General features: G+C 71.4%; 11 protein-coding genes. 1 reads left to right on the plus strand and 10 read right to left on the minus strand.

Going from position 1 to position 14,574, the window contains the following annotated elements:
* Window positions 1-8: 8 nt before the first annotated feature.
* The 9 genes from ACFRFC_RS14520 to ACFRFC_RS14560 all read right to left on the minus strand — a co-directional run bounded on the left by ACFRFC_RS14520 (window position 9) and on the right by ACFRFC_RS14560 (window position 12,485).
* Window positions 9-773 (minus strand): phosphate ABC transporter ATP-binding protein, encoded by a 765-nt coding sequence (locus ACFRFC_RS14520; RefSeq protein WP_382680630.1) that lies wholly within the window; start codon window positions 771-773, stop codon window positions 9-11.
* A gap of 280 nt (window positions 774-1,053) precedes the next feature.
* Window positions 1,054-1,995 (minus strand): sortase, encoded by a 942-nt coding sequence (locus ACFRFC_RS14525; protein WP_382680580.1) that lies wholly within the window; start codon window positions 1,993-1,995, stop codon window positions 1,054-1,056.
* Window positions 1,996-2,172: 177 nt separating this feature from the next.
* Window positions 2,173-3,630, minus strand: coding sequence for an Ig-like domain-containing protein (locus ACFRFC_RS14530; RefSeq protein ID WP_382680579.1), 1,458 nt, complete (start codon window positions 3,628-3,630; stop codon window positions 2,173-2,175).
* A 117-nt stretch (window positions 3,631-3,747) separates the two neighbouring features.
* Window positions 3,748-4,803 carry a hypothetical protein gene (locus ACFRFC_RS14535; protein WP_382680578.1) on the minus strand — a complete coding sequence of 352 codons (1,056 nt, stop codon included), beginning with the start codon at window positions 4,801-4,803 and terminating at the stop codon, window positions 3,748-3,750.
* Between the two features lie 205 nt (window positions 4,804-5,008).
* Window positions 5,009-7,456, minus strand: coding sequence for a hypothetical protein (locus ACFRFC_RS14540; RefSeq protein ID WP_382680577.1), 2,448 nt, complete (start codon window positions 7,454-7,456; stop codon window positions 5,009-5,011).
* A gap of 287 nt (window positions 7,457-7,743) precedes the next feature.
* The gene (pstS, locus tag ACFRFC_RS14545; protein WP_382680576.1) at window positions 7,744-9,480 is read right to left on the minus strand and encodes a phosphate ABC transporter substrate-binding protein PstS; all 1,737 of its coding nucleotides are present in this window, start codon (window positions 9,478-9,480) and stop codon (window positions 7,744-7,746) included.
* Window positions 9,480-10,805 (minus strand): phosphate ABC transporter permease PstA, encoded by a 1,326-nt coding sequence (gene pstA, locus ACFRFC_RS14550; protein ID WP_382680575.1) that lies wholly within the window; start codon window positions 10,803-10,805, stop codon window positions 9,480-9,482. The genes pstS and pstA overlap by 1 nt, the downstream gene beginning before the upstream one ends.
* Window positions 10,806-10,819: 14 nt before the next feature.
* The gene (pstC, locus tag ACFRFC_RS14555; RefSeq protein ID WP_382680574.1) at window positions 10,820-11,836 is read right to left on the minus strand and encodes a phosphate ABC transporter permease subunit PstC; all 1,017 of its coding nucleotides are present in this window, start codon (window positions 11,834-11,836) and stop codon (window positions 10,820-10,822) included.
* Window positions 11,837-12,098: 262 nt separating this feature from the next.
* A complete protein-coding gene (locus tag ACFRFC_RS14560; RefSeq protein WP_382680573.1) occupies window positions 12,099-12,485 on the minus strand; it encodes a hypothetical protein in 387 nt (128 codons plus the stop codon).
* Window positions 12,486-12,993: 508 nt separating this feature from the next.
* Here ACFRFC_RS14560 and ACFRFC_RS14565 point away from each other — a divergent pair.
* Entirely contained in the window at window positions 12,994-13,758 is a 765-nt protein-coding gene (locus ACFRFC_RS14565; RefSeq protein WP_382680572.1) for a DUF5707 domain-containing protein, read from the plus strand.
* Between the two features lie 137 nt (window positions 13,759-13,895).
* On the opposite strand, the gene ACFRFC_RS14570 is transcribed toward ACFRFC_RS14565, so the two are convergent.
* Entirely contained in the window at window positions 13,896-14,549 is a 654-nt protein-coding gene (locus ACFRFC_RS14570) for a PH domain-containing protein (RefSeq protein WP_382680571.1), read from the minus strand.
* Window positions 14,550-14,574: the final 25 nt, after the last annotated feature.

A 14,574-nucleotide genomic window follows, 5' to 3' on the forward strand; every position in this document is an offset into this window, starting at 1 on the left:
TCCTGGGCTCAGCCGAAGCGGCCGTTGACGTAGTCCGTCGTTCTGGGGTCCTGCGGGCTGTGGAACATCGCGTCGGTACCGCCGTGCTCCACGATCACGCCGGGGGTGCCCTGTTCGGCGAGGAAGAACGCGCACTGGTCGGAGACGCGGGCGGCCTGCTGCATGTTGTGGGTGACGATGACGATGGTCACCTCGGACTTCAGCTCGTGGATGGTCTCCTCGATGCGGCGCGTCGAGGTGGGGTCGAGCGCCGAGCAGGGCTCGTCCATCAGCAGCACCCGGGGCCGTACCGCCAGGGACCGGGCGATGCACAGCCGCTGCTGCTGGCCGCCGGAGAGCGCGCCGCCGGGCTGCCTGAGCCGGTCGCGGACCTCTTTCCACAGACCGGCCTTGGTCAGGCACTCCTCGACCAGCCAGTCCCGGTCCGCCCGGCCCGCCTTGACGCCGCTGAGCTTGAGACCGGCGGTGACGTTGTCGTAGATCGTCATGGCGGGGAACGGGTTGGGCTTCTGGAAGACCATGCCGATGTTCCGGCGGGCGTGGGTGATGCGGCGGCCCCGGTCGTAGATGTCGTCGCCGTCCAGCAGGACGCGGCCGGAGAGGGCCGCCGAGCCGACGAGTTCGTGCATGCGGTTGAGGATCCGCAGGAAGGTGGACTTGCCGCAGCCGGACGGGCCGATCAGCGCCGTCACCTCACGGGCGGGCATGGTCAGCGACACCTGCTCCAGGACCTTGTGGTTGCCGAACCACGCCGAGATCGCGTCGGCCTCCAGCGTGGCGGGGTCGCTCCGGGCCGTCGCCGCGCCCGCCTCGCGGGGCCGTACGGCCGCCAGTCTCCGCGTCGGGTCGAGGATCTCGTCGACGAGGGTGGTCTCGGCCGTCGCGCCGGTCCCCGTCGGGGCGGATGTGGCGCTCGTCGTGGCCGGGCCCGGCGTGGCACTCGTGCCGGTCGTGCCGGTGGTGCCAGTCGTGGCACTCGTGCCGGTCGTGCCAGTCGTGCCAGTCGTGCCAGTCGTGCCGGTCGTGTCGGACATGGGCTGGACTCCTCGTGGTTCAGAGCAGGTTGGGCAGCAGGCGGGTGGCGGCGCCGGAGACGGCGAGGCCGAACGCGGCCAGGACGGGCACCCCGGCGACCCAGGTCTGCCAGCGGCCCCAGGCGCGATGGGCGGCCATGGTGAGCAGGGCGGCGATCAGCAGCCCCTGCGACCACAGGAAGACCGGCAGCCAGGCGGCGTTCTCGGTGCCCATGGCCTGCTCGGCGTCGTCGATCCAGCCGGACGCCAGCGGGCGCGGCGGCGCGGGCTGGACGTCGCTGGTCAGTTCGGCGTCGACGCGGAGGGTGCCGGAGGGGGTGTAGGGGCCGCCCTCGGCGGTGATGAGGGTGAGCCGTCCCTCGCCCTCCTTGAGCGCGGGCGGCAGCGGGTCGCCCTCCCGGCGCAGGGCCGTCACCTCGTAGGTCGCCGTGCCCTGTCCCGTCGTCACCCGGATCTCGGTGCCGGGCGGCAGCCGGTGCAGATCGTTGAACGGGCTGCCGTATCCCCACTGGCGGCCCATGAGCACGCTGGTCCCGGGCTGTCCCGGCAGCGGGGTGTCCCGGCGGTGGCCGGGGCCCGACATCAGTACGCCGGAGGTGGTGCCCTCCGCGACGATCTCCTCCAGGCCGAGCACGGGAATGCGCAGCAGGGCCACCGGGGCGCCGGGTGCCAGCAGGTCGCCTTCGTACGTCTGCTGCCCCACGGGGGCGATGCCGAGGGCGAGCTGGCGGCGGAACTCGTCGTACGCCGTCTGCTGGTCGCGGGTGTGCTGGAGGTGGCCGACGAGCGTGAGGTTGGCGGCGAAGCCGAGCAGCAGGGCGGCGAGCAGGCACAGGGCGGCTCCGGCGAACGCGAACCCGGCGCGTTCAGCGGGCGGCGGCCCGGTGTCGGGCGCGGGCTCGGGCGGGGGCACCGGGGCCGGCGGCGCCACGGCCGGCGGGGGCGGGGACAGCACGGTCACGGGGAGCGCTCCTGTGAGGTGGTGGCGATGGGTACGGGGTCGTATGAGGCGGAGATGTACGCGGCGATACGAGCGGAGATACGGGTGCACGGGCGGCGGGGTGGGGGCCCGCCGCCCGTGCACCGGGTGCCGTCGGGCGCGATGCCCTCGGGCGCGGGGCCGTCAGGCGCGGGGCCGTCAGGCGCGCGGCCCGCCGAAGTTCAGCAGTCCGTTGCGGCGGCCGAAGCGCACCGCGAAGATGCCGGCCGCGACCAGGACGATGGCGCCGATCCCGGAGAGCAGTGCGAACTGGGAGCCGGTGGAGGCGAGTCCGCCGCCCGTGGAGCCGGTGGTGCCGCCCGTGGTGGTGTCGCCGCCGGTGGAGCCGGTCGTCGTACCGGAGGTGTCGCCGGACGGGTCGTCGGTCGGGTCACCCGACGGGTCGTCGGTCGGATCGCCTGACGGGTCGTCGGAGGGATCGTCCGACGGGTCGTCGGTGGGGTCACCGGACGGGTCGTCGGTGGGGGTAGGGGTGCCGGAGGGCTCGTCGAGGGTGAAGGGGAGCTGTCCGTTGCCGTCGCCGCACGCCGGGCTCCAGATCAGGGCGTTGTTCCCGGCGACCGCGTCCTCGGGGACCGTGAGCGTCGCCCAGGTCGCGGTGCCGTCGGCGTCGGCGGTGGCGTCGGGGAACTCCGCGTCGTTGCGGTCCAGGGTCAGGGAGAGGGTCGCGCCCGGCTCGCAGCGGCGGACGACCAGCTTGACCTCCTGGCCGCGCTCCAGCCGCGGGTTGCCCGGCAGCCGCTCGCCCTGGGCGTTCTGGAGTTCCGCCCCGACCGGCTGGACGGTCAGCCGGACCGGCTCGGACTCGGAGGCGCCCCACTCGGCGGTGCTCGTCGGGACGAAGCGGGCGGTGAGGTCGTGCTCCCCCGCCGCCAGCGCGGGCGTGGTGAACTCGGCCTTTCCGTCCATCACGGCTGCCTGGCCGAGCGAGGTCCCGCCGTCCAGGAAGGTCACACTGCCGACGGCCTCGGCCGGGGTGACGCTCGCGGTCAGCCTCACCGTCTGGCCGGGCTCGACATTGCCGGTGTCCACGGCCAGCCCGGTGGTGGTGGCCTCCGCGCCCTCGCCCTGCACCCAGGTGTCACCGGTGACGGTGATCTGCTGGGACCAGTACGGGCTGCCCGGCACGATCTCCTCGGGCGGCTTGGCCAGGTCGTAGTTGTCGACGCAGTAGACCCGCAGCTCGTAGGTGCCGTCGCCGGAGATGATGTCGGCGAGGCTCCTGGCCTCCAGGCCGGGATTGTCCGCGGCGGTGAGGGAGATCGCCGGCGTCGCGCCGGTGTACGGCCCGCCGTTGCCGACGGCCTTGAGGACCGTCTCCTCGACGCCGTCCGCCTTGACGACGTAGACGTTGAGGTAGCTGTTCCAGTTGATGTCCTCGATGGTGACCTCGGGGCAGGCGGCCGGAATCCCGAGGGTCGTGCCGATCGGCTCGGGGTCGTCCAGGTTGCCGCCGGACGCCAGGGTGAACTCGCCGATCGACGCCGCCCGGGCGGGCTGGGACTGGGACGCGACCAGGGCCACCACGCCCGCGGCGAGCACGACGCAGGCGGCCAGGATCGCGGCTGCTCTTCGGAAGGGTTGGAGCACTGACATGTGTGGAGCCCCCCGGGGGACGTTGTAGTGGCAGGGACGGGAACGGGCACAGCGCGTGGGGCCGGGCACCTGGTGGGTGCCCGGCCGTCACGCGAGGGGTCGGATGACGCGCACCGCCTACCGGTTGCCGGTGGTGGTGGTGTCACCGCAGTTGGACGGGGCGGAGTCGGCGCTCAGGTCGCCGAAGCCGTAGTTCTTGGTGGTGGCGAGGTTCAGGCAGACCTGGGAGGACGCGCCGACGAACGCGCGCACGATGGACGGGTCGGTGAGCTTCGCGGTCGGGACGACGTTGTACACGTCACGGGCGAAGGTGAAGTTCGGGTTCAGCGCGATCGCCGTACCGGTGCCCGTGGTCGGGGCCACGCCCGCGATGGAGCGCAGCCGGGACTCGCCGCGGCGGTTCGGGACGTCCGAGAAGCCCTTGCCCTGGGCGAGCCACTGGGCGACCGAGTACGGCATGATCTGCGTGCCGTTGGCGATGGCGATGCCGTCGTGCTCCTGCACGCTGTCGTCCACGCAGCCGGCCGCCTTGGCGGTGGTGATCTCCGCCTCGGTGACGCCGATGGAGGAGAGCCAGTAGGTACGGGTGCCCGAACCGGCCTGCGGCAGCAGCGCCTTCGACACAGTCTTGGTGACACCCGCGTCCACGAAGGTGCAGTTGCGGTAGATGGACTGGAGCTGCGCGGCGGTCAGGTTGGTCGGCAGGGTGCTGCCGAGGTCCGTCGCGTAGGTCACCGCGTCCTTGCCGAACGGGATGAAGGTCAGGTTCGTGCCCGCGGTGGAGGGGCCGCGCGAGGAGCGGGCGAAGTCCACACAGTCGGCCTGGGCCGTGTTGTTGACATCGAGGATGAGTCTGTCGATGCCGGCCGAGGAACCATTGGGACGGTTGATGCCCGCGCAGTGGGCGGTGGCGGCGACGGTGCCGTCCTTCGGCGTGATCGTGGTGGTGCCGGTGGCGTTCCAGGAGCCGATGAGCTTGTTGCCGCTGGTGTCGAGCACGACGTCGCCAAGGCCGTTGAGCGCGTACTGCGTGGTGTCGGAGCCGACCCCGGCCAGCGGACGGAAGGGCGGGGTGGGGTAGTCCGCGGACGCCGGGGTGGACAGGACACCGACACCGATGGCGGCGGCGCCGAGCACCGCGGCACCGACCTTGGCGCGAGACTTGACGTTCACTTCTGATCTCCCTGTTTCGGATTTCGAAGACCGGACGTTCAAGAAGGAAGACTGGACGTTCAAGAAGACTGGACGTTCAAGCTGAATCCGGATTTTCCTGCTGCCGACCCGTCGACCGGCCACCGCATACATTTCCAAGATTCCGCTGCGGCGGCCACCAATTCCCAGCGAGGGAAAGGTTACGGGGAGGCTTCCTAGGTGTCTCCTATGGACTCCGGCGATGGGCGAGACGCAGCATTACCGGACCCGAAAGCGCGGCGGATCCGCCGAGAATGAGAACGACGAGAAGAACCCAGCGGATAATCCCCAGAATCTCGCCGGGAGTGAATCCGCCCTGCGCGTCGGCCACATTCTGCTGCGGCCCCGGGGAGGGCGAGGCCGATGCACCGGCCGCGGCCGAAGCGGCGGCCGACGGGTCGTCCGTGGCGCCACCACCGGCCGCGCCGCCCGCCGCCGCGGCCGCTCCGTCGCCGCTGGCACCGGCGGAGTCCGCTCCCGTGCCACCGGCGAGGCCCGCACCCGGGTCAGCGGGGTCGTCCGGGTCCGCGGTGCCCGAGGGGTCGTCGGAGACGGCTCCGCGCTCCAGGTCGTCGGCGGCGGTCGCCGCCCGGGTGCGCAGGTCCGCGGGCAGCGGGGCATAGCCGACCGGCAGTTCCCCCGCGGACGGTCCGGGCGTCTGGCCCGGCCCCGCGGCGTACCTGATGAACTCGGCGTACGCCGCGCGGGCCGCGGCGTCCTGGTCCACGGAGGCCGCGGCGTAGGCCACCGCCGTGAGCGGGTACGCCTGGCCCTCGGCACGTGCCGGGTCCGGCGCGAGCACACCCGGGTCGGCGGCCGACGGCCGCATGGTGTCGACCGCCGCCAGCAGGGTGCTCTCGGACGGGTCGACGAAGGTGCCGTCGGCGTTGCGCAGGCTCGCCACGGGCAGCCCGTAGCGGTCCGCGGAAGCCACGTCGACGATCGCCATCACCGCGCGGTTGCCGGGCCACGGCGGGTCGTTGACCAGCCGGGCGGGACTGATCCCGTCGGCCTGCGCGTACTGGATGGTCCGGTTGTTGTTGCCGCGCCGCGCGCGTACGGCACCGTCGTGCAGATCGGCCGAGTAGGGCGCGATGTCCAGGATGGTGTACGGCAGCTCACCGCCGAATCCCTGCGCGATCCCGGTCGTCGGATCCACCTTGGGGTATTCGTTCAGGGTGGTGTTCCGGTCCAGTTCCAGCTCCTGGAAATAGGGGTTCACCTTCATTCCGCTGGGGTCCGGCTCGCCCGCGAGGAATTCACGGGCCTCCTGGTCCGCCTGGAGCCAGTTCCACACCACCCGGCTGGTGTCCGAGTTCCCGATCGGCACCACAAGACTCATCGGTGAACCGGCGACGTCCGGGAAATCCGGATTGAGTTCCATGAATTCCGGGTCGGCCGTGTAGTCGAGCGGATTGTCTTCGATGTGTTCCGGCGTGGGCATCATCGCGACGTCGTTGCGGTACGAGTGGGTGAGCATCTTGGCGACGAGCCGCGGGGTCAGTTTCATTTCCGTGGCCGCGCCGTTCGGTCCCTCGACGAAGAAGGCGAAGGCCAGAGCTGACACCGCGACGGGCGCGTGCACCACGGCCGGGCCGCCCTCCGCCGGCTGCACGGGATCGACGGTGAAGCCCAGCGTCGGCAGTTCGGCCGTCGTGTTCAGCACCTGGTTCCTGGCCTGCTCCTCACCGGCCAGGGTGAAGCCGAACGTACTGTCCGTGGACGTGCACAGCTTGGGCTGCCACGAGGTGACCGCTTCCGTCACCAGCTCGGATCCGATCGTCGGCCGCTCGGCCTGCCCCGCCGGGCAGAACTGGTCGACCTGGAGGAAGTCCAGGGGGAAGACGATCCGCTGGGCCCAGTTGGTGGCGGACAGCGGCGAGGTGACGAGCGTGCCCTGACCGGTGATCTCGGCGCCGTCCGGATGGTGGTTCCCGCGCGGCACGACCACCAGCCAGCACTTGCGCGGTGTGGGCGTGCTGCCCTCCGGCGCCGTGTTCACGCCGCAGCCCAGATAGTCGGCCTGGACGCCGTCCTGCACCTCGAACACCGCTTCGCCGGTGCCGCCCGCGAAGGTCCGGTTGGCCGGCTGCTCGTTGGTGTCCAGCGGCCCGTAGTACGTGTAGTCGTCCGCCTTCGTCGTCGGCTCCTCGCCGTTGGCCGGGCGGAACGGCACGAAGTTCGAGGCGCCGGTGTACTGGGTCTCGGCGGGGTCACCGCTCGGGCCGGTGCTGGCGACCGACCGGGTGCTGGTCCAGCCGCCGAGCGGCGCGGCCCCGCTCCCGTACACACACTGCTCCCGCGACGGCCCGTCCGCCTCGTCGCCCCAGCACTGCATGATCTGGAGGTAGTTGAACCCGAAGGAGCTGATCGACTGGGTCGGCGCCCCGCCCTCCCAGCTGACCCGCACGCCCTGCGAGCGCAGCCCCTGCGTCTGGTCCACCGTCACCTTCAGCTCGGAGAAGTCGTCGTACTCCCCCTTCGCCCCCGACTTCGTCACCGCCGAGGACGTCTCCGCCGCCACCGCCGCCGATCCCGCCGGAGGCAGCGGCAGCAACGCGACGACCACCGCCGCGATCAGCAGCCCCACCGCGACCGGCAGCCGCGGCCGGCGCCACGCCGAAAGGCCAGGCATGCCCGCCGCGCCTGCGGCGCCTGCCGAACCCGCCGTGCCTGCGGCGCCTGCCATACCGACGGTGCCTGCCGCACCCGCCACGCCCGCCACGCCCGCGGTGCCTGCCGAATCCGCCGTGCCAGCCGTGCCAGCCGTGCCAGCCATACCCGCCACGCCCGCCATGCCCGCCATGCCCGCTGCGCCCGCCGAACCCGCCATGCCTGCGGTACCTGCCATGCCGACGCTGCCCGCGGTGCCCGCCGCACCCGCCCCGCCCGCAGTGTCCATCCGTTCCGTCCCGCCCCTCATCACGACCGCCCCTTGCGCCGGGCCCGGCCCGCCATCGCACGGGCCACCGCGGGCGGTCCGACGACCACGCCGACCAGCAGTACGGCGGACAGCGCCATCAGCGCCGTACGCAGCCCCGGGGAGTCCCCCGTGCCCAGCGACACCGGCGACGCCACCACCGAACTGTCCCCGGCCGCCTGCTCGCCGCTGACCACCTCGCCGGTGTCTGGGTCGACGACCGTGCCGTCGGTGCTCCCGTCCGTGCCGCCGCTCGCGCCCGCCGTACCGCCGTCGGCGTCTCCCGTCGTACCGCCCGAGTCACCGGTGCCGGAGTCCCCGCCGGTCGCGGACGTACCGCCCGTCGCGGCGGAGCCGCCGGTCGAGGTGGCCGCACCGCCGGTGCTGGAGCCGCCGCCGGTCGTCGTGCCGCCGGACGACGTGTTCGTCGGCTCCGTGGCCCCGCCCGTCCCGGTCGCGCACTGCTCGCTGCCCTGCTTGTCACAGGCGGGCGGGTAGGGCGCGTCCTCGATCAGCGTGTTCCTGCCGCCGGCGAACGTCGGGTTGTTGCACTCGTCGATGTCGACGGCCGCGGTCTCGGCGCCCGGGATCTTGCGGGTCTGTTCCATCCCGGCTTCCACCAGGTTCTTCGGCAGCGGCGAATAGCCGAGCTGGTCCGCCTGTTGCTGGCCCTCGCACAGGAAGTAGTGGGTGAAGGCGCTCAGCGTGCGGCCCTTGGCCTCGGTGAAGCCCATCTCCTCCTCGGTCGGGATGATCATGTAGCTGTAGCTGGAGAGCGGGTAGGTCCGCCGGTCGCCGAAGGTGTAGACGCTGTCGAGGTCCTGGGTCAGATAGTCCGCCGAGCGCGGATCGTTGTTGATCTCGGCCTTGGTGAGCGCCACCGCCACACTGGACGCGGTCGGCTCGACGTAGTACCCGGACTCGTTGAGCAGCTTGGCCACCGGGAAACCGGCGTTACGCGCGTAGGAGTACTCGACGTAGGTGATCGCGCCCTCGGCCTGCGGCTGGCGGGTGTAGCCCGCGACGCCGAGCGAGGTGGACTGGGAGACGAAGCCGGAGCCGGGGATGTTCGGGAAGTACGAGGTCAGTCCGCACGGCGTGGCCTTCCCGGCCCGCCCGCAGTAGTCGTTCCACAGCGAACCGTGCTGCTTGGACATCCACTGCGTGAACTGGGCGGTCGTACCCGAGCCGTCGGAGCGGACGACCGGGACGACCTTGCGGGCCGGGAGGGTCAGGCCGGGATTGTCGGCCTTGATCTCCGGGGAGTTCCACATGGTGATCTTGCCGGTGAAGATCTTGGTGAGGACCTCGCCGGACAGCCGCAGGTTGGTGACGGTCTTCCCGCCGATCTTCAGGTTGTACATGAACGCCGTACCACCGGCCACGATCGGCATGTACGCGAACTCGCGGGACGGCGCCGGGTCGGTGTTGCCGAGGTCGGTGAGGCCGTAGGGGATCTCGGAGACCCCGAAGTCGGAGGTGCCGTCCCGGAACTGGTTGCGGCCGATGGTCGAGCCGACCGCCGAGTAGTTCACCGTCATGCCCTGCTGGCCGACGTTGCGCCGCCACTGCTCGATGGCGTTGGCGCTCCAGGTCGATCCCGAGCCGCTGATCTTGGTGTACGTCGCGGCGTGGGCGTCGGGCGGGTTCAGCGCCGGCAGCGCGCACAGCAGGGCGGTGAACAGCGCCAGCGCCTGGTACACACGCAACGCGCGTGGATGTCGGACGGTCGGGGACATCACGGGGTGCTCCTCATCGGTGCGGTGCCGCCGGGCAACGGCGGTACGGAGGGTGCCTTGGCGTGGGCGGTGGCGTGGGCGGTGGCGCGGTCGCGGGCCTGCCGGTCGAAGCGCTGGGCGTCGCGCCGGGAGGCCCGCACCCGGCGGTGCTCCTGACGGCGGGTCAGCCGGCCGGGGCCGCGCCCGCCGAAGAAGCGGGCGAGCACGAACAGGATCAGGACCAGCAGCAGCAGCACGGCCGCCGTGCCGAACCCGCGGGCGATATAGCTCGCCTCGGGCGACTTGACCAGCTCGAACGCGGCGAGCGGCAGCGACACCATCGGGTCCTTGAGCGGATTGGTGTTCAGCTCGGCGGTGTACCCGGCGGTCAGCAGCACCGGCGAGGTCTCGCCCACCCCGCGCGCGGTGCCGAGGATGACGGCCGTGGTCAGCCCGGAGCGCGAGGTGGGCAGCACCACGTGCCAGACCGTGCGCCAGCGCGAGGTGCCCAGCGCGTACGACGCCTCCCGCAGGGTGCCGGGCACCAGCCGGATCACCACGTCCGCCGCGCGGATGATGATCGGCAGCATCATCACGGAGATGGCGAGCGCGGCGGCGAGCCCGGAGCGGTCGAAGCCGAGCGCCAGGATGAAGGTCGCGTAGACGAACAGCCCGGCCACGATGGACGGCAGCGCGGTCATCGCCTCGACGATGGTCCGCACGAACCGGCTGAACCGGCCCGGGATCTCGTTCAGGAACACCGCGCACACCAGCCCGGCCGGGATGCAGATCACCAGCGCAATGCCGATCTGCCACAGCGTGCCGACGATCGCGTGCAGGATGCCGCCGACCCCGAGCGGCTCCAGCGGACCCGCGGCGGCCATCGATTCGGTGTAGAAGTTCAGATGCGGCAGCGCCTCACGGCCCTCGTAGAGCGTGTAGACGACCACGAAGGCGAGCGCGGCCAGCATCAGGACGCCCAGACTCTGTACGACGGCGGCGGCCACCCGGTCACGTACCGCGGGCCCGTCCTCGTCGAAGGAGACCAGCAGCGCGTACAGGCCGATGAAGAGCACATACGCGACGGCGATGAAGCCCAGCGCCCCGTTGAAGGGCAGCAGCCGGTCGAACAGCAGCCAGGTGACGCACAGCGCGGCGGCGCCCGCGCCGAGCAGCGCGTAGATGTCGGTGGCGCGCAGGACGGCCAGATCGCGGCGCGACTCCGCGCGCACGGGCCCGCCCCCGGCGCGGCGGGCGGGCAGCACGGTGGCGGCGGCCGGGGCCCGGCCGGCCGGCTCCTGCGGGGAACCGCCGCCCGGTGGGCTCTGTGGCGTGGTGAGGGTCATCTGGCTCGGTCTCCTCAGGAGTCGCTCGACGCGCCGGAGCGGCTGCGGGCGACGATCGACGACGCGGCGAAGTTGACGACGAGGGTCATCAGGAAGAGCGCGAGGCCGGCCGCCATCAGCGCGGACATGCCGAACTCGGTGGCCTCGCCGTAGCGCAGGGCGATCAGCGCGGACACCGAGTTGGTGCCGTTCTGGAGGATGTGCGGCTGGATCTCGAAGACCGGCGAGATGATCAGATAGACGGCGATGGTCTCGCCGAGCGCCCGGCCCAGGCCCAGCATGGTGCCGCCGATCATGCCGCCCTTGCCGAACGGCAGGACGACGCTGCGGATCATCCCCCAGCGGTGGGCGCCGAGCGCGTAGGCGCCCTCGCGCTCACCGACCGGCGCCTGCGAGAACACCTCCCGCATCACCGAGCAGATGATCGGCGCGACCATCAGGGAGACGACCATGCCCGCGATGAAGGTGGACGAGGTGTACACGGTCGCGGTGGCCAGCGGATCGTCCGGGTCGGTCCCGTCGACCTTGAAGACCGGGATCCAGCCCAGATACGTCGAGATCCACCGCGACACGGTGACCACATGCCCCTGGAAGAAGAACAGCCCCCACAGCCCGTAGACCACGGACGGCACGGCCGCCATCAGATCCACGACACTGATCAGGGTCTGCTTGATCCGGGCGGGCGCGTACTCGGAGATGTACAGCGCCGTGCCGAGCGCCAGCGGTACCGCGAAGGCGATGGCGACGAGCGCGATCAGAATGGTGCCGACCATCACGGCGGCGATACCGAAGTGGTGGCCCTCCGGCTCCCACGCCTCGGTGGTGACGAAGTCCCAGCGGGCCACCTCCAGCGCCTGCCAGGCCCGGTAGGTCAGAAACCCGCCGACGAGCAGCATGATCGCGAGCACCGTGGTGCCCGCGCCGCGCAGCACCCCCCGGAACACCCGGTCGGGCACACCGGGGTCGACGTACAGACGTCTGGGCGGTTCGTCCGCCCGCGCCACCGGTCGCTCATCCATTCGCGTCGTCACATGTGCCGACGCTCCTGAGGCGGGATGGACACCTGCGCACCTAAAAGTGAACTGGACCACTCCGAGGGGCAACTTCGGGTGTTGACGTGAACGCGGCGCATGCGGACGGCGTGCGGGGCAGCCGCGGAGCGGGCGAGGACCCGCCCCCGAAACACACGAGGGGCCGAAGCCCGCCCCCGGTGGGCGACCCCCGACCCCTCACTCCCCCGCTACTGTCTCCCGCTCCAACCCACCACCTATCTACCTACTACCTACTACCTACCTACCCGACGTCGTCCCAGGGAATGGGCCCGCTCGCGCCCAGTTCGCCGAGCAGCGCCCGGAAGCGCTCGTAGGCGGCCTGACAGGTCGAGTGCCGTTCGTAGGCGCGGGAGGACACGGCCAGCGCACCGCCCACCGGATCACGCAGCCGCCAGACCCAGCCGCTGCCCTCCGAGGTGTGATGCACCGCCCCGGGTAAATCCGCGACGTCCAGACACAGCCGCTCGAACGCCGCACGGCACTCGGCGTAGTCGCGGTAGGTCCTCGCCGTGACGGCGATCACCCGCCCGTTCGTCGCCGTGAGCCGCCAGGCATACGTTCCGTCCGCCCCGATGTCTATGTGACAGCGCGTGCCGGGCACAGCAGCGCCGCCCTTTCTTCCCGCCATCCATCCCCACCCCTGAGTTCCCCTGTTTCCCGGCTGTTCCTGACTGTTCCCGACGTCAGGAAGCTGCACGAGTAAGTGCCGGGCCGACGGTCGTGCGGCACACGCAGGCTAGTGAGGCGAGAGTGATATGCGATCGCCCTCGGTAACCGCATCCGGCATGCTTCACGCGAAAGTTGCCCCTTGTTCATGCGGGCGCCGCACAAGGCCCGTTGCCCCCGGGCCGAGCGGCGGCAGTACGCGTAGGTGGGCGCCTGGTCCGCTGAAATTCGGACCGAATTTCCCCTTAGGTTTTCCACCGATTCAATCCACCAGATATTCGACACGAATTCCACCACCAAGAAATCCACAACCCACCCCCAGCCCACCCCCAGCCCACCCCCTCACCACCCCCTCACCACCCACACGAAAACATTCCGGAATCTCCACGGAATGAGTACGCTGCCCACGTCAATTCGGCCCGCCGGGGGATTGGTGCCGGGCCGTTGTGCATTCACATTGGGGAATTCGCATGCGCATCAGCTCCACTGTCGCCGCCGTCTGCGGCGTCGTCGCCCTGTCCGCCCTCGCCGTTCCGGCCGCGCACGCGGACGAGCAGTTCGGCGACACCGAGATCACCGGCGTGACCGTCAACGGTGGTCAGCCCGTCGTCGTGGGTACGAGCGCGAGAACCGTCTCCGTCGAGGTCACCGCGACCGACCCATCCGGCCTGGAGCAGATCAACGCCACCCTGTACCGCGGCTCGGCCGAGTCCCCCGTCGCCACCGTGGCCTCGGACGCCGCCTGCGGTCCGACGGCCGCCACGACGACCACCTGCACACTGACCTTCACCCTGACCCCGGGCACCGCCCCGGCCGACGCCTCGCAGGCCGGCACCTGGCAGGTGAGCGCCTTCGCGATCGCCCCCGACAGCGACGCCGTGTTCCGGGACACCGCCGCCGCCTTCTCGGTGCTGCGTGCCAGTGAGGCGACGGTGGACGCCACGCCGGAGCCGGTCCGGTGGGGCCGCACGCTGACGGTCACGGGCGCCGTGCACCACGCCGACTGGGCGACCGGCACGCAGGCGGGCGCGGCGGCCGGGGAGCCGGTGAAGCTCCAGTTCCGCAAGGCGGGCCGCGGGGACTTCAAGACCGTGCAGACCGTCCAGACCGGGGCCGACGGCACCCTGTCCACCACGGTCCGCGCTGTCCAGGACGGCACCTACCGCTGGTCGTACGCAGGAACGGACACAGCGGCGGGGACGGTGTCGGAGGGAGACTACGTAGACGTCCGCTGACGAACCCCGAGAAACGACCACGGCACCGAGTCGCCTCGCCGGGGGACGGGCGGTTCGGTGCCATGAGCACCCTCCGGCCGGCCACAGCCAACCAGCCCACACCCCCGGTCACCACCACCCACATCACCCCACCCACATCACCCCACGGCCAGCACCACAGCGAGCAGCACCACACCCACCACCACCGGCCCGGCGATCTCATAGGCCCACCGCACGCCGACCTCACCCTGCGCGGACGCGGCCTTCTCCCGGGACTCCAGGATCTGCCGCAGCTCGGCCATGATCCGGTCACCCTCGGCCAGCCCGGAACCGTCGTCCGCGTCGGCCCCGCCATAGCCACCGAGCCCGGCACCGAACAGCCCGCCGCGCACCTTCCTGCCGCTGGCCGCCGCCTCCCGCTCGGCCCGGCGCCGGTCCTCACGCCGGGCGGCCCGCTTGCGCCCGCGCAACGACACCGGGATCGCCCACAGCTGGAACTTCGTGCCGGAGTTGGCGATGACCTCATTGGTGTACCCGGACCGCAGCGAGGCGACCTCGCCCCAGGGCAGCACGATCACGCGGAGCGGATTGCGCACCCGCAGCCGGTCCTCGCCCGCGTACACCGCGGGGCGCAGGGTGAACGCGGTGACGACCGGCACCAGGATCAGCAGCACGGCAAGAGCCAGCCACCGGGTCCGCCCCTCACCATTGACGATCGCATCGACACCGAGCCACACCGAGAGCCCGAGCACCAGAGTCCCGCCCACCAGGGCCATGGGGGAACGGTAGATACGGTCGTTGCCTGAGGTCATACGACAGATTCTGCCCCACTGCCCA

This window comes from Streptomyces sp. NPDC056734 (assembly GCF_042790455.1).
Lineage (GTDB): Bacteria > Actinomycetota > Actinomycetes > Streptomycetales > Streptomycetaceae > Streptomyces.

What these genes read in the sequence shown, in the direction of transcription:
- ACFRFC_RS14565 (WP_382680572.1), top strand. Translation starts at nt 12,994, where the DNA reads ATGCGCATCAGCTCCACTGTCGCCGCCGTCTGCGGCGTCGTCGCCCTG.
- ACFRFC_RS14530 (WP_382680579.1), bottom strand. Translation starts at nt 3,630, where the DNA reads ATGTCAGTGCTCCAACCCTTCCGAAGAGCAGCCGCGATCCTGGCCGCC.
- ACFRFC_RS14570 (WP_382680571.1), bottom strand. Translation starts at nt 14,549, where the DNA reads ATGACCTCAGGCAACGACCGTATCTACCGTTCCCCCATGGCCCTGGTG.
- pstS (WP_382680576.1), bottom strand. Translation starts at nt 9,480, where the DNA reads ATGTCCCCGACCGTCCGACATCCACGCGCGTTGCGTGTGTACCAGGCG.
- ACFRFC_RS14560 (WP_382680573.1), bottom strand. Translation starts at nt 12,485, where the DNA reads ATGGCGGGAAGAAAGGGCGGCGCTGCTGTGCCCGGCACGCGCTGTCAC.
- ACFRFC_RS14540 (WP_382680577.1), bottom strand. Translation starts at nt 7,456, where the DNA reads ATGCCTGGCCTTTCGGCGTGGCGCCGGCCGCGGCTGCCGGTCGCGGTG.
- pstA (WP_382680575.1), bottom strand. Translation starts at nt 10,805, where the DNA reads ATGACCCTCACCACGCCACAGAGCCCACCGGGCGGCGGTTCCCCGCAG.